The 24,545-nt window shown below is 41.0% G+C and carries 19 protein-coding genes and 1 pseudogene; 4 read left to right on the forward strand and 16 right to left on the reverse strand.

All coding sequences use genetic code 11. The annotated features are described in order from the left end of the window. Positions 1-430 precede the first annotated feature (430 nt). The 4 genes from HFD85_RS21005 to HFD85_RS21020 all read left to right on the forward strand — a co-directional run bounded on the left by HFD85_RS21005 (position 431) and on the right by HFD85_RS21020 (position 3,670). The gene (locus HFD85_RS21005; RefSeq protein ID WP_167614278.1) at positions 431-1,105 is read left to right on the forward strand and encodes a TorF family putative porin; all 675 of its coding nucleotides are present in this window, start codon (positions 431-433) and stop codon (positions 1,103-1,105) included. 60 nt (positions 1,106-1,165) lie between these two features. Next, complete coding sequence (locus tag HFD85_RS21010; protein WP_167614280.1) at positions 1,166-1,522, forward strand: P-II family nitrogen regulator; 357 nt, start codon at positions 1,166-1,168, stop codon at positions 1,520-1,522. A gap of 28 nt (positions 1,523-1,550) precedes the next feature. Beyond that, a complete protein-coding gene (locus tag HFD85_RS21015) occupies positions 1,551-2,783 on the forward strand; it encodes an ammonium transporter (protein ID WP_167614282.1) in 1,233 nt (410 codons plus the stop codon). A gap of 284 nt (positions 2,784-3,067) precedes the next feature. Then, positions 3,068-3,670 (forward strand): DUF4494 domain-containing protein, encoded by a 603-nt coding sequence (locus tag HFD85_RS21020; RefSeq protein WP_167614284.1) that lies wholly within the window; start codon positions 3,068-3,070, stop codon positions 3,668-3,670. A gap of 73 nt (positions 3,671-3,743) precedes the next feature. Here the strand turns inward: HFD85_RS21020 and HFD85_RS21025 are convergent, their stop codons facing one another. The 16 genes and pseudogenes from HFD85_RS21025 to nusA all read right to left on the reverse strand — a co-directional run bounded on the left by HFD85_RS21025 (position 3,744) and on the right by nusA (position 24,539). After that, complete coding sequence (locus tag HFD85_RS21025; RefSeq protein ID WP_167614286.1) at positions 3,744-4,439, reverse strand: hypothetical protein; 696 nt, start codon at positions 4,437-4,439, stop codon at positions 3,744-3,746. A 46-nt stretch (positions 4,440-4,485) separates the two neighbouring features. Further along, positions 4,486-6,192 (reverse strand): alkaline phosphatase family protein, encoded by a 1,707-nt coding sequence (locus HFD85_RS21030; protein ID WP_167614288.1) that lies wholly within the window; start codon positions 6,190-6,192, stop codon positions 4,486-4,488. 66 nt (positions 6,193-6,258) lie between these two features. After that, a complete protein-coding gene (locus HFD85_RS21035; RefSeq protein WP_167614290.1) occupies positions 6,259-6,780 on the reverse strand; it encodes a hypothetical protein in 522 nt (173 codons plus the stop codon). 205 nt (positions 6,781-6,985) lie between these two features. Beyond that, a complete protein-coding gene (locus HFD85_RS21040; RefSeq protein WP_167614292.1) occupies positions 6,986-8,542 on the reverse strand; it encodes a DUF1254 domain-containing protein in 1,557 nt (518 codons plus the stop codon). Between the two features lie 12 nt (positions 8,543-8,554). Further along, entirely contained in the window at positions 8,555-9,943 is a 1,389-nt protein-coding gene (locus HFD85_RS21045) for a DUF1254 domain-containing protein (protein WP_167614294.1), read from the reverse strand. Between the two features lie 121 nt (positions 9,944-10,064). Next, positions 10,065-10,808 (reverse strand): outer membrane beta-barrel protein, encoded by a 744-nt coding sequence (locus HFD85_RS21050; protein WP_167614296.1) that lies wholly within the window; start codon positions 10,806-10,808, stop codon positions 10,065-10,067. A gap of 33 nt (positions 10,809-10,841) precedes the next feature. Beyond that, on the reverse strand, positions 10,842-11,927 hold the full coding sequence (locus HFD85_RS21055) for a hypothetical protein (protein ID WP_167614298.1): 1,086 nt from the start codon (positions 11,925-11,927) through the stop codon (positions 10,842-10,844). 77 nt (positions 11,928-12,004) lie between these two features. Continuing rightward, positions 12,005-12,574: a TetR/AcrR family transcriptional regulator gene (locus HFD85_RS21060; protein WP_167614300.1), complete on the reverse strand. Its 570-nt coding sequence runs from the start codon at positions 12,572-12,574 to the stop codon at positions 12,005-12,007. A 146-nt stretch (positions 12,575-12,720) separates the two neighbouring features. After that, positions 12,721-13,488, reverse strand: a complete 768-nt coding sequence (locus HFD85_RS21065) for a DUF6090 family protein (RefSeq protein ID WP_167614302.1) — start codon at positions 13,486-13,488, stop codon at positions 12,721-12,723. A gap of 52 nt (positions 13,489-13,540) precedes the next feature. Beyond that, positions 13,541-14,257 (reverse strand): annotated as a pseudogene (locus HFD85_RS21805) (DNA alkylation repair protein). Further along, positions 14,241-14,495, reverse strand: coding sequence for a hypothetical protein (locus HFD85_RS21075; protein ID WP_167614304.1), 255 nt, complete (start codon positions 14,493-14,495; stop codon positions 14,241-14,243). Before HFD85_RS21075 ends, HFD85_RS21805 begins: the two are co-directional and overlap by 17 nt. Before the next feature lie 115 nt (positions 14,496-14,610). Then, a complete protein-coding gene (locus tag HFD85_RS21080; protein WP_167614306.1) occupies positions 14,611-15,447 on the reverse strand; it encodes a hypothetical protein in 837 nt (278 codons plus the stop codon). A gap of 264 nt (positions 15,448-15,711) precedes the next feature. Next, positions 15,712-16,206, reverse strand: a complete 495-nt coding sequence (locus HFD85_RS21085; RefSeq protein ID WP_167614308.1) for a hypothetical protein — start codon at positions 16,204-16,206, stop codon at positions 15,712-15,714. Positions 16,207-16,518: 312 nt separating this feature from the next. Beyond that, complete coding sequence (locus tag HFD85_RS21090; protein ID WP_167614310.1) at positions 16,519-19,299, reverse strand: PQQ-binding-like beta-propeller repeat protein; 2,781 nt, start codon at positions 19,297-19,299, stop codon at positions 16,519-16,521. A gap of 1,014 nt (positions 19,300-20,313) precedes the next feature. Next, positions 20,314-23,241, reverse strand: coding sequence for a translation initiation factor IF-2 (infB, locus tag HFD85_RS21095; RefSeq protein WP_167614316.1), 2,928 nt, complete (start codon positions 23,239-23,241; stop codon positions 20,314-20,316). A 62-nt stretch (positions 23,242-23,303) separates the two neighbouring features. Continuing rightward, positions 23,304-24,539: a transcription termination factor NusA gene (gene nusA / locus HFD85_RS21100; RefSeq protein WP_167614318.1), complete on the reverse strand. Its 1,236-nt coding sequence runs from the start codon at positions 24,537-24,539 to the stop codon at positions 23,304-23,306. Positions 24,540-24,545: the final 6 nt, after the last annotated feature.

Consider the following 24,545-nt stretch of genomic DNA (forward strand, 5'->3'; position numbering starts at 1 on the left):
TAACATTTCCCCTTCTTTATCCGGGCCATAACCTGGTCTGTATTTCTTTTTTGTTTCCCAAACAGTAAGAAAGGTTGTAAACTTCAGTTTTACTTCACTTTAGCAGTCTTTTTTTTTCCTTTTGTTTCGATGCCATAGACAACAATCTGTGTCATGTTGTATAAAATAGTCACGTTATGAGGTTGAAATGTATCAAAATGGACAAAAAATGTTTCAAATATTAATAATTTGTTAAGCGAAGTGATTTGATATGTCGAAATGGGGGGTGTCCTCACAAAAAATACATTTTTTTGAACCAGAAAAGAAAAAATAAGGGGTAAAGGTTCGATAAAATATAAAAAACCGAAAACAGGCCTCATTTTAAAGAGGGGTTTATTTGAAAAACCGAACAAAATATAAAAGACAGTTTAACACTTTAAATTTAACTATTATGAAAAAGACACTACTGGTTGCTGCTAGTATGTTACTATTGGTAACATTGTTTTCCCCCAATGCAAAAGCTCAGGAATGGGACACTGGACTTGACATTTACTCAAGCTACATTTGGCGTGGTGCCAAATTTGGTTCAGGCCCTGCTTTCCAGCCTTATGTTGAAATGAGTGCAGGTGGTTTTGCCATCGGTGCCTGGGGATCTGTCAGCTCATCAGATCTTGAAGGTTTTGAAATGGACTTATACGCCGGATACGAATTTGCGTTGGGCGAGAATTCAACTTTGGGTCTTACCCTGACCGACTATTATTTCGGTGGCGACTGGACCAAGTTTAGCAAAGATGACGGTATCCATTTCTTTGAACCAATGGTTTCACTTGGATTGGGTGACTTCTCACTTACAGGTGCATACATGTTTTATGAAGGAGCCGGAACTGGCGATGATTCAGGAGACTTATACCTGGAAGCCGGTTATTCATTCGGTTCAGTAGATTTAACTCTTGGTGGCGGAACCGGTCAGTACACCGACGATGGTGAATTCAATATCTGTAACATCGCTGTTGGTACTTCAAAAGAAATTGCCATCACTGAATCGTTCTCATTGCCTGTTTCAGGTGCTGTAATTCTCAATCCATCTACCGGCGGATTCTTTATCACAGTTGGAATTTCTCTCTAAAAAAATGAAAAGTAAGGTGTAGTCTGCTACACCTTACTATAAACTAAAAAAATACAGATAATGAAAAAAGTTGAAGCAATCATACGCAAAACCAAATTCGATGAGGTGACTGAAGCACTTTACGAAGCTGGTATTGAATTCTTCTCTTACTGGGATGTAAGAGGTGTTGGTCAGGCACGCGAAGGCCGTGTTTACCGTGGTGTGGTTTACGACACCAGTTCGATCGAACGTACCAAACTTGAAATTATAGTTCGTGACAAGAACGTAGAGAAAACAGTTTCTGCAATCCTTGGTGCAGCGAGATCCGGCGAGATCGGTGACGGTAAGATCTTTATTCTTCCTATCGAAGAATCGTACCGAATCAGAACCGGTGAAGTGGGTGACGAGTCGCTATTCATTAAAGGAAAAGAAGAATAATTAATAACTGCAAAAAAATTAGATTATCATGGAAGAAACTTTACAAGGCCTACAAATAGGTATCGACAATATGTGGTTGTTAGTTGCTGCATTTCTGGTAATGTTTATGCAACCCGGTTTTGCGATGGTGGAAGCTGGTTTTACCCGCTCGAAAAACACCGCAAACATCCTGATGAAAAACTTAATGGACTTCTCAATCGGTTCATTACTATATTGGATTATCGGATTCACCATTATGTATGGTGATTCAATTGGTGGATTTATCGGAATGCCTGACCTGTTCTTTATGAGCGATGGTTTTGGCGACAATTATTCTGATTATGCCGACCTGTTCTTCCAAACAGTATTTGCTGCTACTGCCGCTACCATCGTATCGGGAGCCATGGCAGAAAGAACAGAATTCAAATCTTATTTAATATTTAGTATCGTTATTACCGTAGTGATTTACCCGATCTCAGGTCACTGGACATGGGGTGGCGGATGGTTAAGCCAGCTTGGTTTCCACGATTTCGCCGGTTCATCTATCGTACACTCGGTTGGTGCATGGGTAGGTTTGGCAGGTGCTGCACTTATCGGCCCGCGTATCGGTAAATACGGAAAAGATGGAAAAGCAAAAGCAATACCGGGTCACAACCTGGCATTGGGAGCACTGGGTGTATTCATCCTGTGGTTCGGATGGTTCGGATTTAACCCTGGTTCGCAGTTAGCTGCTGCCGGTACCGACAACGCTGTTGCTATTGGTCACATTGCAGTTACCACTAACCTGGCTGCTGCTGCAGGTGCTGTTACGGCTATGCTGGTATCGTGGTTCCGTTATAAGCGCCCTGCGCTGTCGATTTCGTTGAACGGTGCACTTGCCGGTTTGGTGGCCATTACTGCAGGTTGTGATGCTGTAAACCCAATGGGTGCGCTTTTTATCGGTATCATCGCCGGATTTGTATTGCCATTCGCAGTTGAGTTTATCGATAAAGTATTAAAAGTTGACGACCCTGTAGGTGCTATCTCTGTTCACGGAGTGAGCGGTGCACTGGGTACTTTGGCAGTAGGTTTATTCTCTACTTCTGAAGGCTTGTTCTACGGCGGTGGTGCAAAATTACTGGGTATCCAGGCAATTGGCGTTCTTGCCTTTTTTGTTTGGGCATTCGGTCTTGGTTTGATCTTGTTCTTCATCTTGAAGAAACTAAATATATTGCGCGTTTCTAAGCGCATTGAAGAAGAAGGCCTCGATGTTTACGAACATGGTGAAAGTGCCTATAATTAATAATCTTCTTCAGCTTTTAAGTCTGTAGCTGTCTGTTTTATGGCCCCGCCAGTGGGCGGGGCCTTTCTTCAAAAGCTGCAGGTGTTGAGCGAAACTAATTAACTTGTTATTATAGATTTAACTTCAATTAAGGTCAAGGGTAGTTTACGTTAGTTTAGTTAGATTAGAAAAACACGAAACCGGTTGTCGAAAGGCGACTGGTTTTTTTGTTGATAACTAAACGGATTATTTCGATCGTGAAAACCAGCGATCGTTATTTTTGCTGACTCTAAAATTTGATGATCATGATGCAGACCTGGTTCGAAAGTAAAGTAAAATATTCAAAGGTTTCTCAAACCGGTAAGGAACAAATGGTAACCGAGAGTTTCCTGCTCGACGCAGTATCGTATACCGATGCTGAAACGCGTATTATTCGCAAAATGCAGGAAATGGTGCGGGGTGGCGAGTTCCAGATCGTGGATATCAAAAAATCGAAAATAGCCGAAGTATTTCCTTTCGAAAACGGCGAGTGGTGGTTTAAAGCTACCATTAACCTGGTAACGGTTGACGAAGACGCCGGCAAGGAAAAAAAGATGCGTACTTACTACATGATCATGGCCGACGACCTGAAAGAAGCTTTACTGCGCTTGGAAGAAAGCCTCGAATTTCTGGTTATTCCTTACGTGGTTTCGGCGCTTACAGTGAGCACTATTGTTGATGTTTTCCCGTATGAAGCATCCGAATCAGGAATACCATCAGGATACGTTCCTCTGGATAAAGAAAGCCGCAAAGACAACCCGATTTTTACAGATGGTAAAAATCCGTTTGAAGATGAAGAAAAGCCTGAAGGAAACCCGATTGAAGAAGATATTGACGAGGCTCAGGAACCTGAATTTTCAGTAGAATAAGTTTGTTGCAATTCTTTTAACAATCCCTGGTCAATTTATTTCTTTATTCCTTGTCGGGTGAAAATGAAGCTATTTATATTTTTTTATAATTAGAATATTCAGAAGTAAATTTTACAGGCACTGTTTGTCCAAGCATTTTTGCATTCATGTTTATTTCTTCCTTTTCTACCTGGTATACTTTTTCTGTTTCGTTAAATATATAGTCTACAACCAGAGAATACTTATCAACGTTGAAAGGTTTGATCTTTGTTGGTTTGACATTTACATATTCAACTTTTTCAAGCTGTTTGGTAGTTTTATTTAAGAAGGCTTTGCCTTTAATATCTGCCAGATACTTATATCGCCATTTTAAGGTAGAACTATCGTATCTAAAATTAACCACCAGGTAATCGTTATTGTCGGATTCTATATCCCAGGAAGAATCGTCGATTTTCGCTTTAATCTCCTCTTCTTTCATATTGTGATCCTTTTTGAACTGTTTAATCTCCTTTTTTGAAGGATCTTTTCCGTTATAAGACAACAGAATCCATTGTTCACCCTTTTTTTGCGTTGGGTCATACTTTGCCTCTTCAACAATGATCTCAGCATCTATATCAGCAGTCGTTGTTAAGTTAAAGGAATGATCTCCATCAGTATCTGCACCTCCAATACTTTTCGCAAGTAATTCGGCCGGAAAATTAAATTCCTTAAGTTTATCAAGTACTGCATTGTCCTGAGCAGTAGCTGCCACGGACAAGAATAGTGTAATGCAAAAAATTAACTTTTTCATTTTTTAATCAATTATTATTCATCAATGTGATTTCTGTATATCGTTTTTATTTATTCAATACTTCTACCAGGGGTTGTCCGGCAGCGGCCGATGGTATTTTTATTTTTATGTAATTGGATAATGTTAATGCGATATCAACTGTTTCTACATTCCGAAAAACAGTATGATGAGTCAAACCATTTCCTGCAAAAATTATCGGAACAGAAGTGTCATATTTCCAGGGTGAGCCATGTGTACTGGCCACTTCTAAACCATCGAAATCATTGATGTACCAATAGGGTTCATTTACAATGTATATTTCACCTGATCTTTTAGGATTATAGTTCCTCAATACCGACCTGTTCAGTTCAGTGTCTGCAAGTTTGCCTTCCAGCAAATCAATAGAAGGAATGGCAAAAGCAATGCCTTCCTGGTTTTGTAATTCATACGCCAGCGTCCGGGAAACTTCATCGATATCTAATCTATTCTTTTCAATGATATCGCGGTTTAAATAAACGTAAGGATGGAAATAGCCGGAAACAATTTTCTCGGTGAGATTGAACTTCTTTTTAAATACCTGGCTAATGGCTGATGTGTCAACCGTATTTATATCGAAATAGCCAGCGTCAATGCCAAACTTCTTCAGGCGGTCAGGAACATCAGGCCCTCCGTGATCGGCAGCAAGAACAATGAGTACATTATCCAGTCCAACTTTTTCATCCACAAAACTGATTAGCTCAGCCAGTGTTCTATCCAGCTTTATCAGGTTGTCTTCGCTTTCCAGGCTTGCCGGGCCAAAAGCATGTCCGATATAATCGGTTGATGAAAAGCTGACAGATAGATAATCGGTAATATTATCTGTACCCAATTGTTCGGCAACGATTAATTCTTTTGCAAAATCCAATGTCAGTTCATCTCCTGCCGGACTAAGCGTCAAAAATGTTGTAAAATAGCCATTATCCGTATCTCCAAAATTATGGGGAAATACTACTCCATACCCGGGCAGATTTGTTTCATAAGGCACGTCGTCCTCTTCTCCATGCATATAGGTTGAAATGTCGTAGGTTAACTCCCAGCTTGTATTGGCATAGGCTTTAAACTTTTCTTTTCCGTTCCATTTGTTCACCCAATCCGGATAGTTGTCGTAATAGTAAGTACTGCTTATAAATCCACCGGTGGCTTTACTAAACCAGAATGCTTTGCCGGCATGCCCAGCCATGGGAATTGCGCCACGATCCTTTACCGAAACACCAAATACTTTTGACTTGCCATTGGTAAACATGGCTAATTCATCGGAAAATGTGGTTGAAACTATTGCTGAAGGTGATCTTCCATCGGTAGAAGCAGCCGCCTGAGTTGGATCAATCTCTGTGTTTTTGTCAACACCTAAACCTGAACCAATCAACGGATAACGGTAATCCTCCACATTATAAACGGTACGTTTCAATTCTTTATCGTACCATAAATTACTAATCATTCCATGTTCTGAAGGATCGGCGCCTGTTGCTAAAGTTGTATGCCCAACAACCGTTTCGGTGTTGGCGTGGCGATGGTGGGCATTTTCGTAAACAACTCCCTGCTGATATAAATATTTAAATCCTCCTTCGGGCAAACGGTCATAAACGGTTCGTGGCATATCGGCTCTTAATTGATCAACAGTTATTTGTAATATCAATTTAGGATTTGAGCCGTTTTGAGAAAAAGTGTCTGGCAAGTAAATAAAGAAAAAGATACATAGAAGTACAATTGATTTAATTATCGTTTTTGTTTTCATTTTTTTGGATTTCTAATATTTCAAAAATTGCTACGCTTCATTTAAAATGTAGTTCAATCAAGACAATCAAAATGTCCTTTCCGTATTAAATTCCCTCACTTTCCCTTTGCCGGAATGAAACTGGCCCATAGCGGCATTGATATGTATACTTTGATCAACATCCTGCCCCTTCAATTCTGCCGGTTCTTTTTTACTGAATAAAGTCTTAATACTTTTTAATGCCTTTTTATCGTCAGGGGAAATCTGAAACAGGTTAACCCCTGCACTTACTACCCGTTGAAAAGGTCGTACCTCAATAACATAAGTACAATTTGGCTTGAAATTTCCTTTGATGAACTCCTGGTTTTCTGCTAAAACCCAGAATACATGTTCCCCAGGATCGCATTCGTAGAGAACGTAATTATTCCCACTGACTCTTCCGAGGTACTTTTCTCCATCGAAATATTTAAAGTCAATTAAGGCCACCGAACCCTGATACCGGACGAAATAAACCAAAGTTTTTCCTTCTGACGGTTTTTGAAATTGCTGACCGAATAAGCTAATACTCATTAGAAAAATTAGAACTGAGAAAATTGATGCTTTTTTCATAAATAGCCGTATTGAAATTCTTTGTTCCTTTTTATTGTTAAACGAATTCTCTTTTTTTGAAAACTGTTTCTTCAAAGCTTTTCAAATGTACTACACGATAATACAAATTTTGAATGCCTAGCCATTGTTTTCCTTTAATAGGATAAGTAAAAAAGTCTCCCCGCATTCTGTTGTTGATCAGGGAAACTTTGCATTATCACTATTGTTATTTCACTTCCAATATTTCACTCGGTCTCCAGGTTTTTTCAATCCAGGGTTCCAATGGGCCGTATAGACGAAGCGCAACAAACCAGCTTTTTCCTGGTATGGTTTGCAACCAGTTGTTTTCATAGCCTTCGGGAGCCTCCGGTGCAAAATATATATCAAAAGAGCCATCTTCGTTTTGCACCAACCCTTCGTCCTGGCTTCCCACCGTAGGATAAACCTGATCGGTTTGAAGCATAGAACGGGTTTGTGGATCATAAATGGTTAATGCCCAAAAATCTTTTGCAGGAGGATTAGCCGGTATGTGGATTTTATAGGTCTTCGATCCATCCATTGGTAATTTGTTCTCATCAACATATGCAATGCCATAATCGGAACCTACACCGGGGATAGTCACCGCCATTGCAGGAGTTACCGCAGTATAAGGATAATGGAACATTACCCGTGCATCGGAGTTCATGGTTTTTCCATCTTTTCCGTTAAAGAAAACATTCTTATCCAAAAATCCCATTATCCAAGCGCTATTTGTATCCGGATATATTTCTATACCTTTCATGTTATCCACACTACCACTGGTGCGGGGATACCAAACAATGCTCCGTGCAGTAGCATTTGCAATGGCTACGGCATCGGTCAATATTCGCTTCATTCTCTCATCCGGATTAAAGGGTTTTCCTTTTTCAATTCCAATTGAAGCAAGTAATCCACGGGTTTCGGCATCAATAAGGTCTAAAGGTTCTTCCTGTATAACATCATTTAAGTGAACATAGAAATTGAAATCGTTATCATGAATGGTATTAAACTCTTTCCCACTACCATTAATAAATTCCATTGCCGGGGGATTATCTTTTTGGCTCAATGGATAAACCTTCATATTATCTTTGATATTTTTAACTGCTACGTCAAGTCCATTGGCAACAGAAGCTCTCATGAACGTAAAAATTCTATAGGATGGCGACTTAACTATAAAATATTCATCAGGTAGCTCTCCTTCATAATCCGGAGGAACAACCAGGTAATTACCTCCCTGTCCTTTATCCGGTCCCATTGGACCTATATCACATAAATATCTAAACCAGGCATCATTAAATGCACCTAACATGCCAGCCGGAATTTCAAGAACAACCGGCCCTGTTTCTTTTAAATTTAGGTAAGGTGTTACATAAAGCGTTGAAGTATTTGCGGTAAGAAATAAAGGCTTTGAATCCAGCAGGTCTTCTGTCATGATAACTTTATTGACAGCATTCACGCCCAATACTTCGGGCCCCACCATTAACTGATGCGCTGATGCCGCAGGTATACCTTTTAAGAATACATCAATGCCACGCATTCTGTCCAGATTATCATAAACCAATTCAGCGGTTTCAGGCAATGGTGCACCGTCCAGGAATTTTAATTCACCAATAGAGGTGGATACATTATCCGGAGTAGTTATCCCCTCCGGGATATCTGTTGTTTGTTTGTATGTTGGTATGGCTTGCTGTTTCGTCGAGGTTTCGGTACACGACGAAAGAATAAAAGCACCAACAACTGTTATTGCGAAAATCTTTTTTAACATAACTGTGATTTTTTATTTACTTTTTACCATTTGCGGTCTTACCCAATCTCCTGATAAGGTCTCAGGTTTCGGCAAATACAATCGCATTACAACTGAAAATGGTCCTTTGGGTGCAGGTAACCAATTGGATTCTTTTTCTTTTCCCGGAGATTCATTTTGAAAATAAAGGGTAAGTCCTCCGTCATCGTCAAAAACAAAATCATCCATCATGGGTGAATTGAGCAGATATCGGTTTAGTGAGTTCTCCACGAGAAGGCTCGCCGGAAGCTCATACATGGTTAAAGACCAAAAGGCATCTACAGGAGGTAATTGTCCCGGTTCAAAACGAAGGGTGTAGGTATTGGCACCGTTAAGGGGTTCATTTTCCGAATCGACATAATAGCTTGGGTAAATTGCTTCTTCGGCACTCGCTCCCCATATTCCCACCATAGCAGCTATCATCCTGTAGCTGTAGTTGTTGTTAAGGTGTTGCCTGGTGCCAAATATTTCTGCAGACCCTAATTTCCCGGCTTCTGCTTGCTTTTTAAGAGCCTCAAAATCAGCCCATGAATCTGCAATCCCTTGTTTTATTGCATTTTGAATTTCCGGAGAAAAAGAGTCCCATTTGAATTCTTTTCCAGCTCCAATTCCTAGTTTAGCAAAGCGTTTCATTAATTCTTTTTCTGAAGGATGGGTAGGACAGAATTGCAGGAGATAGTTCAACTGCTCAAATACCTTTGGAGACGCTTTGATTTCATCCTGCGTTAAAGGTTCAATGAATTGAATATCCGGTGCTGCCTCCGGGGCGGGTAAATCAAGAAAAGAAGATAGCGGTTGAAGCTTATACTCCGACTGAGTTTGCTTCACATTGTCGAGATCCTCAGGATTGAAAAGTTGTGTTCTGTAAACTGCCAACACCCATTCTGTTTCAGCTTGAATCAACTTTTCGATACCATCTGGTATTTCACCTTCCCATCCGGGGCCGGCAATAAGAAAATGACCGCCGTTATTGCCCACGGTTCGGGTACCGATAAATTCAAAGTTATGGGTGTACATATCAATAAGCTGCACACTGAAATAACGTCCTTCTTCAATTTCAGGAACTGTAAGAACCATGGGTTCTGAACGCAGATCCAAGGAAGTAAAGCTATACGGTGTATCGGAATTTGCAGTCTGTATCGTACGGTCTTCATGGGTATATACCCTTGCCATATTGATGACTTTATTCCAGGGACCTTTGTAGTCTGAATTGTTTGTGTCGATGAAGTAATTGTAAAGCCCCCGATAATGGTCGACCATTGGATTGGCATAAGTATAAGCCTCTTTAGCAATTTGCCTGGCTTCGCCGGGTGTGAGTTTTGGTTGGCTGCAAGACATAAGAAAGATGCAGACTGAGATGGTTAGTAGAAGTTTAAATTTCATTTTGATCGTTTTTGAAGTTGAATTTTTTTACTTTTAAATTGGTCTTTTTGAATAATATGTTTTTGGTTGTCGTTTAAGTTACAATATTTTTGACACTCCGTTTTTTTTAGTATAAAAAATATTATTGATGCAATCCTTTTCCAAACCGAAATGACAAGCCCACTCCAATGTTCACCGAATTAATTGTGTAACTTTTCTGCGTATCAGTAATTTCAAAAGTATCGTAACTAAATAACAAACTCCGCTCATCATCTTCCACAAAGGAGCTAGCATCGTATTCTGCCGAAAAAAAGAATCCAAAATGTTTCCAAACATTCCAGTTCAATTTTAAACCCGGTGAGTAGCTGAATCCCAAATAGGCCTGAGATTTGGTTTTATATTGAAAGGTTGTATTATCCTGCGAGAAAATGATTTCACTTCCCGGAGATATTAAACCTTTGTAACCCAAATATATGTATGGTTCCAGTTGTAATTTTTCAGAAATATTCATTTGGTATGATATTCCGATGTCGGAGCCAAAAGCCCAAAAAGAATATGATTGTGTTAAATCATAGTGGTCATTCGTAATTCCCAACATGTCCAGCAGGTCAGATTGGTACGTATCAGTATTACGTTCATATTCGCTACTTGTCCACCTTAATCCCAGCCCAATTTTGTTATTAAAGTAATAGTTTAGCTCAATGCCGCCAACAAATCCGTAGTCAACGTAACCAGCGTTTTTGCTGTTGATTTCCCTTTTTGCAAAATCTCCTGTGATAATACCATTCTGTCCAAATGCAGAGATTTTGAATAACTGTGCACTAACCAAGTTGGTAATAAACAACATAATAACAGTGCTCAGGATAATGATTCTTTTCTTTTTCATAATTGTATTAGTAGTTACTAGTTTTCTTTCTTTTCAGTTTACTTCCGGATTATCTTTTGAAAACCAGTTTTTTCCACGAATCCCAAACCGATAATTTAGTGAGAACAAACCCGCTGTGCGATCGCCCAGAAATTGAGCTTCGGCCCTAACTTGCCATCTGTAGTTTATTTGCCACTGTGCTCCAACGAGCATATTCCAGGGTTTTTCGATGGCTTTATTGAAGGAGTAACGAATGTAACCGTTTGAAATGCCATTTTTAAGATTTGTTAGCCCATCGTTTAATTTAGTATATGGCAGGTAGTATTTGATTTTATCGGCAGGACTCAAATCCTCATACCAACCATCTAAATTTCCAATCATTTTATCTATTTCAGCTGGTGCATCGGGTGCTAGTTCTATTGCCTTGATTGATCCTAAGGTATTGCTGTTAAATGAACTGTACATTGCACCGGTCCAAACCGAAATATTCATTTTAGGATTGTTTTTGAATTTGAATACCGGCCCTGTTCGTAGTCCCGCGATTAAGACTTTTGCCGGATTATCCAAGCGGGGATTATAGTTATAGGTTCGGTTTACATCGAGCGAGATAAATAGCGGGCCCAAGGCACCAGCTGCCATTGCTCCATAACCAATGTATGTCCCACTTACTTCAGTTGATACACTCAACGGGATGGGCTTAATCAGGTTAACATTGATATCAGCCTTTTTTGTTTGACCAACAATTCCGTAAAGATTTAAGAAAGGTAATATCCAGGCATCAATCCTCATATTAAAGGTTGCCGTTTGAGCAGTAATATCATCAAAACTCACGATATCACTTAAATCTATCATCTCAGGCGGGGTTGGATTATTAACATTCCCAAATCCCAGCTGCATATTATTTAAGCCTAAGTTTTGTTGACCTGTGAGTGTATTAAACATCAGTCCGACAGGGAACGGCAGTCTAATATTTGCCTGATGCACTTTACTCCCGAGAATGGGTAAAATATAAGGATACGGATTACTGAAATAAATTGAATCGTGTCCGGTTTTTATCGATGGTAATTGTTGTGTATAACCATGTTTAACTCCGGTAAGAATAATAAACAGATAGAGTAATTTGTATATTTCTTTTCTCATTGCTGAGATAAAAGTAAACAAGAATAAAAGCTTATGTTAGACAAGCCTGTACAGCAAATGGTCTGGCATTTTACTGCTTAGGCAATCTGGTTCAGCGAGAGGTACAATTTGGAGTTCTTCAAACGGGTAACAGTTTGCAGAATTTCTCTGGCGTGTTCCTGCATGGTTGATGCAGACAAATCATTGGGATCGAGCCGTGAGTACCAGGCTTCGCCAACAGTTACCCACAGATCAAATACCCCGGGATACGATGGATTCAGATCTAAGGCATCAGCAAAAAGTTGCAGGGCAAAAGCCTTGGCAATGGCAGCGTATGATTTAATAAATATAAGATTAAAGTCAGGCACATTTCGGTTATGAAAAAGTTGCAGATTGAATTGCAGTGGAACGGGATATTTTGCCAGCAAGTTGTACAGGTCAGGTAAAAGATTTTGACACTCCATTTTACCGGCTGTAATAAATGTGTCAATTATGCCCCAGTGCATAGTTAGTAATTCATCCAAAAAAATATCGGATTCACCAAAGTGATGATAGAAAGATGCCCTGGACGATCCTATTTCATGACTTATTTTGTTAATGCTAAAATTATTGGGACCATACATGGCAAAGTGCCTGTAACCCGTTTCCAGCCATTTTTCTTTTCCCATATCGTGTTTTATCGGTGCAACAGTGCAATAAATGTACTCCTCCTAAAATACAAAAATCTATGGTTTTGAAACAGGTAAAAGCTTTTAGGCTTTGACAAAAGCTTTTCATTTTAAACTAAATTTACACTGAAGCGCGATTGTTGCGCTTACCGTCCGGTTTCAGCTGCCAATAATTCCAGAATACGGTTCAAATCTTCCATGAGTGGCTGGTAATGCGAGATTTCGGTGGCCCGGCAGCTGATCACAAAATGCAGGACGTTGTTTTCGAAGGTGGTCGAGTTCAACAGTTTCAGGTTGCTGATGTGATGACTTACCGGTTTTAACCCGATTTCGCCCTCAGAAACACCTGAGAGATCCATAACGGTTCTCAAACTGCTTTCGTCCGACCGGAATATGTCAATTACCTTTTCGCGCTGAAGCCCCAGATCGTTTTCCTGTTTGACAATGTCTTCCAGTGTCGAGATCCAGTTGGTGAGTTGAATACGCAGTTCGGCATTTCTGATATCCTTTACGCTTCCCGAGTTGATCATTTCGCTGAGCAACGAATTGTTCGGATTAAAAGCAACGTCGAAAGCAAAAGTACCAAACAACAATTCAGAAAACGTTTTTTCGTCGGGCAGTTCACTGTCTCCCGACATGTATTGCAAAATCTGTTTGGCACCCTCGTAATTCTGATGGTTCACAGCAATCAGTTCCGCCAGTTTTCGTTGGCTGGTTTTAAATTCCTGGTAGAGGCCGGCAAGGTACTTTTGTTCTTTTTCGCGGATGATGCGTTTTTCGTTGCTGTTGTTGATGCCCAGGGCGATTAGGATTCCAACTACAACCAGCAGTATCTCACCGGCTGCATATGCCAGGTATTTTCTGATCTTATTTTCTTCGAGCAACTTGACTCTGAGGTTTCGAAATACTTTCATTTTGTATGTTTGATTTCAGGTTTTCAAGATACTAAGATTCGGACAACCTGTGTCATTTTTCCATGGCCCGGGCTTTTAGATCGGCCGGCATTTTTTCAATGGCATATCGCAGAGCGGTCCGAGGCATAAGGCTTTTGTGTTTCATTACATATTCAAACACCTCCTGTTCATGTTTGTTGGCTGCAACTTTCAGCATCCAGCCATAGCCTTTTTGAACCAGGTCGTCAGCATCGGTGAGCAACAGATCGGCAATCTCAAAAATGTCAGCCAAGAATTTACCATTTCGGGCCGGAATGATCAGGCTGACGGCAGCCGCCCGCCGCATCCAGCGGTTTTCCGATTGTGTGAATTTCTTTAAGTGCGCAATAAATTCAGGGTACATTTAAACAATGGCTCCAACGGTGTGGTTGCACAAGGTATCGCAGGTGGCCCAGTTATCCACGTATTTCGAAATCCAACGCTCAAAGGTTTCGAAGTCGGCAGGCTCGTATTGTTTGTTGATGTAGTACGACCAGTTGCAGGCTACAATGGCCGCCTCAAAATAACCCGATTGCCAGAGCAGCTCGCAGGCATCAAAAAGTTCCTGCTTGGTATTAAAGTTGAAAGCTTTGTAAAGCTCTTTGCTGAGCTTGTGCACAACAGGGGTTTTTACACCATAGGTATTTATCTCTTCCTTAAAGAAACGTTGACTGCTGATGCGAACTTTTTCGTCAGCATGCTTCTGCAGTTCGGTTTTTACTTTGTCGGGAATGTTATTCATCAACAGCATTTTTTATAATTCTCTTTTTAAATATTAGCAATAATAAAAGTATCACGAAGGATAAAACCGTCAATCCCATAAATACTTCTAATTGTATTGATAAATCCTTTCCACTTAAACCCGAAATGCTACTATTCCCATCAGTCTCATATTTGAAACTAACCAATGTGTCAAGAATCCAATAAAAGAAATATGGAATACCTAAAAATGAAACCAGTAAAAGGAAGTAGTAGAGATATTTATTCATTATTGAAAGTTTTAATATTGTTCGCAACGGTTAATAAATGTTGTCGGGGCGGATTTTCGTTTCGCAGTTGCGAACCACTATACCAGCGCAGCAATATGTACTGTGTTAGCACCAGTTAATTTATTATTTCTGTTTGTATCTTTCCATTTTCGTAAAAGTATTTTATTAAAACTTGCCCCTTTACATTTTCCCCGCAGAAGACTGTTGGAGTCCAGTTATTAATCATTTTTGTAATCCTCACAGCTTCTTTCTGAAAGTCTGTCAAACATTCCACTTCAGGATTTAAATACTGGATTTTTTCATAAATTAAACTGGTAGTTTCATGTTCAAAATCTTTAGGGTAATAAAATAGATTTGCTTTAGTTAATAAACCATTTAGGTCAATATTACATAGTACAAATGCCCAGGTGCCATTAATTAAAATAGTATCAACTGTTGTTGTGTTAAAATTTTCTTGGATAATAGAATTTATATGATTCGGTTTTGGAGCTATATCATATTCATTCCAATTCCAATAGAAATCTGTCACTTTAACATTTATACTGTCCAGCCATTCAAAGTCCTTAGGGTGATACCTTACGATGTTACTTATTTGATTTGAACGAGATTCTTGCCCTCCTGTACAATATTTCTCATTTTCCTTTTTCGAATAAATCAACCATTTTTCATTCGGTTTCATATAAACATCACAATCTGACATTATTCGTCCATGCTCATGATAGCTGTGAACTGTTAATTGCAGAGTGTCTTTTGTTTTTCCTTTATAAACTTTGTCAATTAAAATTTGAACGTCATAAGATGCTGAATCACTCTTAAACACCTTAATTATGTTGCCTGTAAAAATTAAATCACTCTTGAAATACCACCACAAAAATGACATTTCTTCATAATCACATGCAAATGTTTGTGCGAAAGTGAAAATCAAAACTAAAAACGTTACTATCTTTTTCATAATTGGTTGCTAACCAAGCTGGCGCGGATTTGCAATCCGTGCCATTGCCAAAGGCTCTACTATTTAATAATACTATCCATTAACTCTTTGCTGGTTATTAGCCATATTTAAATCACAGTAAATTACACTTTCCTGGTCTGTTTGATCAGAGCACGGATTACAAATCCGCGCTAGCGGCGAAACGAGAATTGACCGAAGGGAAATCGACCCAAGTCAATCCGCAGTTGGCGTACCACCAAACCCCGCCCTGCAATAGGTACTGTGTCAGCACCAGTTTTTTAATAAATTTAGTTTTTCACTATCTTTTTTGTCAAGCAGATTGATTTGAACTGTGTACTTAACTTTTCCTACAAGCACTCCCTGGTATTTTATTACGATTGAGTTCCAACTCGTAGTTTTCAGGCTATCTGGAATTACAACGTTATTCAAACTTAATTCATTCATTATATTTTCATCTTTGGCAAAAGCAGCAAGTACGTTAGGAGCATTCATTCCATCAAAGTTTCCCTTTTTTCTGGGAGTAATTAATATGAAATTATCAGTCATATACATTTGTGCTTTTATCGGTATTCCTCCAACCATACTTGCTTTTCCTACATATGACCTTAAGAACCTAATGCTTATTCCTTCTAATTCATAATTTTTAAACTTAATTAGATTGTCTCCTTTTGATTTCTCTTGAGTGGAAGAATAGTAAATAACAATTGATATAATAATCAAAATAAATCCAAGCGGTATTATTAGAGAAATGATACTCATTTTAAATTGGTGCTAAAATATGTGTATATCACACCGTGACATACATCTTATTAGAGGTTCTTGTTTTAAACTGCAGTATATCTGCTTTTTAGAAGAACGAATTTGGGCTAATTGGCTATTGATATTTACAAGAGTAAGGTTCAAAGTATCTGGTATCCTGGTTAATAGTTTCGGTAGCTACCGGAATAAAAATAAACATAATTTTTGAAAGAAGGTCATGGGTAAAGCTCTAAAGGCTCACCGAAGGCTTAGTAAGGCGTGGAGCTTTGTATAAACGTTCTCCAATCAAAAGGTGAGGGCATGGAGCTTTGGTTACAGCCCATAACAAACCAGTTCTTCGCGGTTGTTGCCAACCACCACACAAAACTCGCCGGGTTTTAATTCCCCAATGCTAAAGGGGCTGCTGCCGCGTAATGGAAAACCACCTGCTTGTTTACCATCGGGTCCGAAAAGGTAAATGCGGTTGCCTTCGGCATCGTTGATTCCTACCATTTTTTCGCGTGGCGAAAAGGTATAAATGGCCGGCTGATCCTGTACCGGGTTGTCCAGTTTTTCGCTGAAAAGGGTTTTCCCGTTTTCGTCGGATACTTCCAGCTTGTTGCCATCGGCAAAAACAAAGTCGGGCGTGTTATCGCCATTCAGGTCTTCCGCGGTAAAGAAATGATTTTTACCAAAACCACCTCCCGGTTTTTCGGTCACGTTTCCGTCGAAATAAATGTAAAATACCTTCCCGTTAACATCGCTCGCCACAATTTTTGGTGTTCCATCGAGGTTCAGAACGAGCGGACTCTGCGAGTTTTCGAATTGCGTGTTTACTTCCACACGCGTTGCTCCCTGCCGGTTCTGAATGTAAACCTGTGCTTCGTCTTTAAAAACTATGTAGTCTTTGTTGTTTACTCTGAAATGTTGCACCGGTGTGGTAACAGCGCTTTTGGTTCTTCCAAACAGCCAGCCGCTTATTATCTTTCCGTCTTTGTCGTATGCCGGCACACTGCGGTTTTCGCAAGCCACAAAATAGCGGTAATTGTGGTTGTTGTCGTAATCGAAAACGCTTACCCCGTTTGTGGCCGGCGAAGCAAATTCCACCGGAAAACTGCCCACATTGTTCCCGTTCCGGTCGATCAGGTATAACTTTTCGCGGGTGTTGAACAGGTATTGGAGGTTCCCGTTCCGGAAAAGATCAACCTGGTGAATTTCGCTGAGTATTCTGCCACTTATCGGGATGGTCCAGATGATTTTTCCTTCGGCCGAAACCAGGTGCAGGCGGTTTTCTTCGTCCTGAACGATCACCTCTTTCTCGTTTTTATTGGTATGGTTCACCACTATTTGCGGCTTCGTTGCCACATCGGCTCCCAGATCGCACGACCACAATTCATCACCATCATTTTTTATTCTTTCGGGCATGCCCAGGTTAATCGAATTGAAAAAGACACCGTTCTCGCAAAGCAACTGCCAGCTTAAGGCTTCAAACTGATTCAGTATTTCGCTCTTTGCGGCAACGCTTTTACTGAATTCGCTGTTGAACAGTGTTTCAGAAAGCGGTAAAATGCGATTGATGTTGGCATATACATTTACGTTCGATTTACTTTCTGTTTCGCGTTTAAAAGCAGCGTAAGTGCGGTCTTCACGGAGTGTATAGTTCAACTCCATATCCGAAAGGTATTCCTGCATTGTTTTTTCTGAGCTGGCAAATACCAGGAAATCGTCGTAGAAGGCGGCATACCGGGCTTTTGCAAAACGAAAGGTTTCACCCAGCCAAATCCCCGGTAACGAAGGGTAGGGGAAGCGGTAAACACGGTAAGTTTTTCCGTTTTCAACCGGTACTTTTGAATACAGTGAATCGAAGGCTGTTTTTTTACTCCTGGCATAACGTTGCAGCATTTCCTCAAACGCTTCCTGGCTGTCTTTTCGCGAATGCACATTCATTACAAAAAGGGTACTCAGTTCTTTCGACGGAGAGATATCGGTAATGGCAGCCACTGCCTGGTTTTTTGCCATGTTGCGGAAGGTGGTGCGACTTTCGCTGCCCAATCCTTTTTCTATTTTTTTGAGGAGTTCTTCGCGTTCGTAGAAGGTATTCGAGTGCCGGAAATAATCGATCAGGTTCTGAAAAAACTGATCGCGGTCGGAAAAGCTGAATCCGAAAAAGAAGGCGGTGTTTCGCGGCAGCGCTTTATCGGCCTGAAAAGTCTCGGGCTGCTGGCCGTTGAAAATGGTAACAAAGTGATTCAGCGAGTCGTCGGCAGCAGTAATGCCGTTCAACGAAATGCGGTTGTCGTGAAATGTCATATCGAGTTCGCTCCAGCCGGCATAGTTTTTCAATCCGGCCGCTTTACGTCGCAGGTTATGTCGTTCGGTTTCTCCAAATTCGTTCACTTCCGTGTTCGTGGTTCCGTTCAGGAACTGGCTCCAGAGTTCTGGCAATCGCTGATGATTGATGTACCACGCCACATCAGATTGCGAGGTTACCGATTTGTTTACCCGCATGAAGTTCCGCATGTCGGTCAGGTTCTCCGAATTCAACTGACGGATGCTTTTGTCGATCAGGATCGATTCGGGGCTGATGATGACCAAGCCTCCCGCGGCACAGAAATGCACACTTTTCCCTTCGGTGTTGGTCAGGCTGAAAACCTTGTGCCCGCTGTATTTTCGTTCATGCGGAGATGTTCCGGTGGTGTGGGTGAGTTGCATCAGCAGGTTTTGCAGTCCGGCGAGTTCTTCCCCGCTTTTTATTTTGCTGATGATAACCGGCCGAAGTTTATCTTCGCCTACCAGGTCGAAAGCCAGAATTACCGGACGTTTAAACCATTGGTTTTGTATGTCCTTACTCGAATTGATATCAGTGATGGTTTCTTCCAGCTTTTGCATGGCCCAACCCAAATCGCCAACGCCCGAGAGCTGCATCAGTACCGGATTTTCGGTGGGAATGGCTTTTAACGAACTTGCTTCAACAAATACCGGCGCGGTTACCGGAACCGCCTTGTACAAAGAAGTTTCCCGTGAAAATACTTGCTTGTCTTTTGTGAAATATAAGAAGGCTGCCACCGCGGCAACCAGTGCTGCAATGATTATAATGATGAGGCTCCGCTTCATAGTAAACTATTTGGTTTCAAAAGTACTAATAAGCAAACGTGCGACATCAGTATTTTCGTTTATAGTATGAAAAGAAGGTTGTTAATAAATGCCTGATTCTTGATCATTGATTCGGGATTAGGGATGCTTGATCCGGGATTCTGGATGCTTGATACTTGTAGCTTGCTGCTTTCAGCTTGCAGCCAGTAAAACAAAACAATCATGATTTAAGAGAATCACCAACAGAGATGAAGGTGATTTTTATTAAGGCTTATTTACCCTCTCTCTTATCCCCGTTCGACAGGTTCATCCGGGCGAATCTCCCTTTTGGAATCTACTCATTATACACAAATACAAGGAATGAACGATTTTGATCACCTCCAGAGATTCGGCGCATTGTAGTGTGCCTATTCAATGCTTTGCCACAATTGCGCCGATTTTGTATGGACATTAACCCCGGGCGATATTCTCCCGACGTCTCGGGATCATTCTGCCCGGGGCTGAATGATTAAGGACTTTCAGCCCTGTAATTGGCAAAACTTGCTTCTGAGATTTTAAATAAACAGCACTGAAAGTGCGTTATATTTTAGCCCAGGCCAAAGTAATTCAAAGAATTACGGCGGCCTGGGTTAAAACAGCATGATGTACCTCGTCCGGCGAAGAAGGCTGATAGAAGCTGAACGATTGTTCCGGACGAAAATGGAGCAGAACCTCGTAAAGATGTGTATAAAGGGTAGCTGCAAGCAGGGAAGGATAAGAGGATGAGTGTAAATGAAATAAGAATGGATAGACTTTCAGAAAACAATCATGATTCCAGGGAATCACCAACAGGAATGAAAACCATACAATTTTATGCAGACTCTCCCTCATTCCCTCTCTGCTCGCAGAGAGGGACGATTGTGTCGTAGGCACAATCAGGGTGAGTTAATAATAAATGATTCTATCCCTGATAACCAATTATTGCACTACGAGACTTTCAGAAAAAAAAAGGCCGGCATTTGCCGACCTCTTTCCTATCCTGTTCTGGTTCTTTTTTTACAATGATTTTGCAACTTCAATTTCGTGGAAGGCCTCAATCTGGTCGCCCACTTTAATGTCGTTGAAGTTCTCGATATTCAAACCACACTCGTAACCGTTTTTCACTTCTTTTACGTCGTCTTTAAAACGTTTCAGCGAACCAAGTGTTCCGGTGTAGATTACGATACCGTCGCGGATAACGCGTATTCTCGAGTTACGGTTGATCTTTCCGTCGCGAACAATACATCCGGCAATGGTACCCACTTTTGTAATTTTGAAGGTTTCGAGTACTTCAGTGGTTCCAAGAATTTCTTCCTTGATATCCGGTGAAAGCATACCTTCCATTGCAGCCTTAATTTCGTTAATGGCATCGTAAATGATCGAGTACAGTCGGATGTCGATCTCTTCTTTTTCGGCCAGTTTACGTGCATTTAACGACGGGCGTACCTGGAATCCGATAACGATAGCCTCGGATGCGGCAGCCAGCAGAATGTCTGATTCAGAAATCTGACCTACTGCCTTGTGTTTTACGTTCACCTGAATTTCTTCGGTTGAAAGTTTGATCAGCGAGTCGGATAAAGCTTCGATAGAACCGTCAACGTCACCTTTAATGATCAGGTTCAGTTCCTGGAAGTTTCCGATAGCGATCCTTCTACCGATCTCATCGAGTGTAATATGTTTTTGTGTACGCAATCCTTGTTCGCGTGCAAGCTGTTCACGTTTATTGGTAATGTTGCGCGCTTCGCGTTCGCTATCCATTACGTTGAATTTGTCACCAGCCTGCGGTGCACCGTTCAATCCGAGTATGATGGCCGGTTGTGCAGGCCCTACTTCTTTAACGCGTTGGTTACGCTCGTTGAACATGGCTTTTACGTGACCAAAATACTGGCCTGCAATAATTACATCGCCAACTTTTAAGGTGCCGCTTTCGATCAGCACTGTTGATACATAACCACGGCCTTTGTCAAGTTCCGATTCAATGACTGTTCCCAGCGCTTTTTTATTCGGATTAGCTTTCAATTCAAGCATCTCGGCTTCGAGCAGCACTTTTTCCATCAGTTCTTCGATACCTACACCGTTTTTCGCCGAAATATCCTGCGACTGGTATTTACCACCCCATTCTTCAACCAGGTAGTTCATGTTGGCCAGCTCTTCCTTAATCCTTTCAGGATTGGCTCCCGGCTTGTCGATTTTATTGATGGCGAAAATAATCGGTACTCCGGCAGCAGCGGCGTGGTTGATCGCCTCAACGGTCTGTGGCATCACATTATCGTCGGCCGCCACAATAATAATGGCGATGTCGGTTACCTGGGCACCACGGGCACGCATTGCGGTAAACGCTTCGTGACCCGGAGTATCAAGGAAAGTAATGTCTTTTCCGTTGTCGAGATCGACGTGATATGCACCAATGTGCTGAGTAATACCACCGGCCTCACCGGCAATTACGTTGGTATCTCGAATATAGTCGAGCAGTGAAGTTTTACCGTGGTCAACGTGTCCCATTACGGTTACAATGGGTGAACGTGGTAACAAATCTTCCTCACGGTCTTCTTCTTCTTCGATGGCTTCAGCAATATCAACACTTACAAATTCAACTTTAAAGCCAAATTCTTCGGCAACTACCGAAAGTGTTTCAGCATCGAGACGCTGGTTGATCGAAACAAAAAGTCCGAGCGACATACATGAAGCAATAATCTCGTTAACGCCAACATCCATCATGGTTGCCAGTTCTGCTACAGTAACAAACTCGGTAACCTTCAGGATTTTTTGGTCGAGCATTTGTTGTTCCATATCGGCCTGCATTCTTTCGCTGGCCAATGCTCTTTTCTCGCGACGGTGTTTCGACCCTTTCGATTTTCCTTTAGTGGTTAATCGTGCGAGTGTATCTTTAATTTGCTTTTGTACGTCTTCTTCGTTAACCTCTTTTTTTAGTGGTCGTTTCTTTTTGCCTCCGGGAACCTGTTTGTTAACCTGGAATTTTCCTTTTGGCCTGTCGCCTTGTTGCTGGTTGTCCACATTAACACGTCCGGTATCTTTTGGAATTCGTTTACGACGTTTTTTATTTCGGTTGCGATCCGAATCTGACTCTTTTTTCTCAGGAAGATCGATCTTGCCAAGTACAGTAGGTCCGTTGAGTTTTTCAGATTTTGCACGAATCACGTGGTCATCGTCCGATTTTTTCACTTCGTTCCGTACAGCTTGTTTCTGAGCTTCGGCTTGTTTCTGGCGTGCCTTGCGCTCTTTTTCTTTTTCTTCCTTAGTCTTTTTGTCGGGGCGTGTTTTCTGGTTGATGTTGCTCAGGTCGATCTTGCCAACCACTTTAACCTCATCCACTTTTGGAACGTCGGTTTCTATCATTTCTTCTTTTTGAACTTCTTTTTCTTTGGGCTGAGCAACAGTTTCTTCTTTTTTTACCTCTGCTTTTTCTTCTGCTTTAACTTCAGTTTTAACTTCTGTTTTTTCCACAGTTTTTTCAGGAGCTTTTTCAGCAGCTTTAACCGGTTCCTCTTTGGGTTGTTCTTTTTCAACTTCCTTTTCCGGTTCTTTCTTTTTAGGCTTGCCCACTCCTTCCAGATCTATTTTACCCAATACTTTGGGTTGATGGCTGGTAACAGGTTTTCTCACTTCAACTTCAGGCTCTTTCTTCGCAACCGGAGCTTCCTCTTCCTTCTTTTCCTCAACAGCCGGTTCCTCTTCACCTTCCATGGTAAGCACCTCTTTCTTTGGTCGTTGACTTTTCAGACTGATTTTTTCAGACTCTTTCTTGAGCGATACATCAATTTTGTATTCTTGCTCAAGCAGTTGAACGGCCTCAGGTGTAACTTTTGTGTTGGGATTCGAATCGATATCAAATCCTTTTTTATGCAAGAACTCAACAATAGTGTGAATTCCCACATTAAATTCTCTTGCAAGTTTACTTAGCCTAATTGTGTTACCTGCTACCATAAATTATTCTTTTCTATTCTATTTTTTAAATGTTAGCCCCCAAATTTAAAGGAACTTCATTTTTATTCAAATTCCGAGTTCAGAATCTTCAGTACCTCGTCAATTGTTTCTTCCTCGAGGTCGGTACGTTTGATCAGATCTGCACGCGAAATATTCAATACGTTTTTAGCTGTATCGCAACCAATTCCTTTCAGGGCATCAATTACCCAGTCGGCGATTTCATCAGCGAACTCATCCAGGTTCACGTCTTCGTCGTCTTCTTCCATTTCGCGATACACATCAATTTCGTAACCCGTTAACTGGCTGGCTAAACGTATGTTTAACCCTCCTTTACCAATGGCCAGCGAAACTTCTTCGGGTCTCAGATATACTTCGGCTTTTTTCTGCTCTTCCAATATTTTGATAGAGTTGATTTTAGCCGGGTTTAATGCTCTTTTAATGTACAACTGCAGGTTCGATGAGTAGTTGATCACATCGATGTTCTCGTTACGCAACTCGCGAACAATACCATGGATACGCGATCCTTTCATTCCCACACAAGCTCCAACCGGGTCGATACGTTCGTCGTACGATTCCACGGCTACTTTTGCTCTTTCGCCCGGAACACGAACGATCTTTTTAATGGTGATCAATCCGTCGAAAATCTCAGGAATTTCCAATTCGAACAATCTTTCGAGGAATGCCGGAGCAGTTCTTGAAAGAATGATCAGCGGATTGTTGTTGCGCAGTTCCACTTTATAAACAATGGCGCGAACGTTGTCACCTTTTCTGAAATAATCAGAAGGGATCTGTTCCGATTTTGGAAGGATCAATTCATTGCCCTCGTCGTCGAGAATAAGGATTTCCTTTTTCCAAACCTGGTAAACTTCACCGGTAACAATGTCGCCGATTTTGTTTTTATATTTCCCGTAGATATGGTCTTTTTCCAGTTCAAGGATCTTGCTGGCCAGGTTCTGACGCAGGTTAAGAATGGCACGTCGTCCGAAATCGGCAAGTTTTACTTCGTCGGTAACATCTTCGCCAACTTCATAATCCGAGTCAATTTTTAAAGCATTCGAAAGCGTAATCTGAAGGTTTGGATCTTCCAGTTCATCGTCTTCAACAACCACACGATTTCTCCAGATCTCAAAGTCACCTTTATCGATGTTAATGATCACATCGAAGTTTTCATCAGTACCATATTGACGAATGAGGACGCTACGGAACACGTCTTCCAGAACACTCATCATTGTAACCCTGTCAATGTTCTTCAGCTCCTTAAATTCGGCAAAAGTATCTATCAGGTTAATATTTTCCATTGTCAA

The sequence above is a fragment of the Maribellus sediminis genome (genome assembly GCF_011799805.1).
Taxonomy (GTDB): domain Bacteria; phylum Bacteroidota; class Bacteroidia; order Bacteroidales; family Prolixibacteraceae; genus Draconibacterium; species Draconibacterium sediminis_A.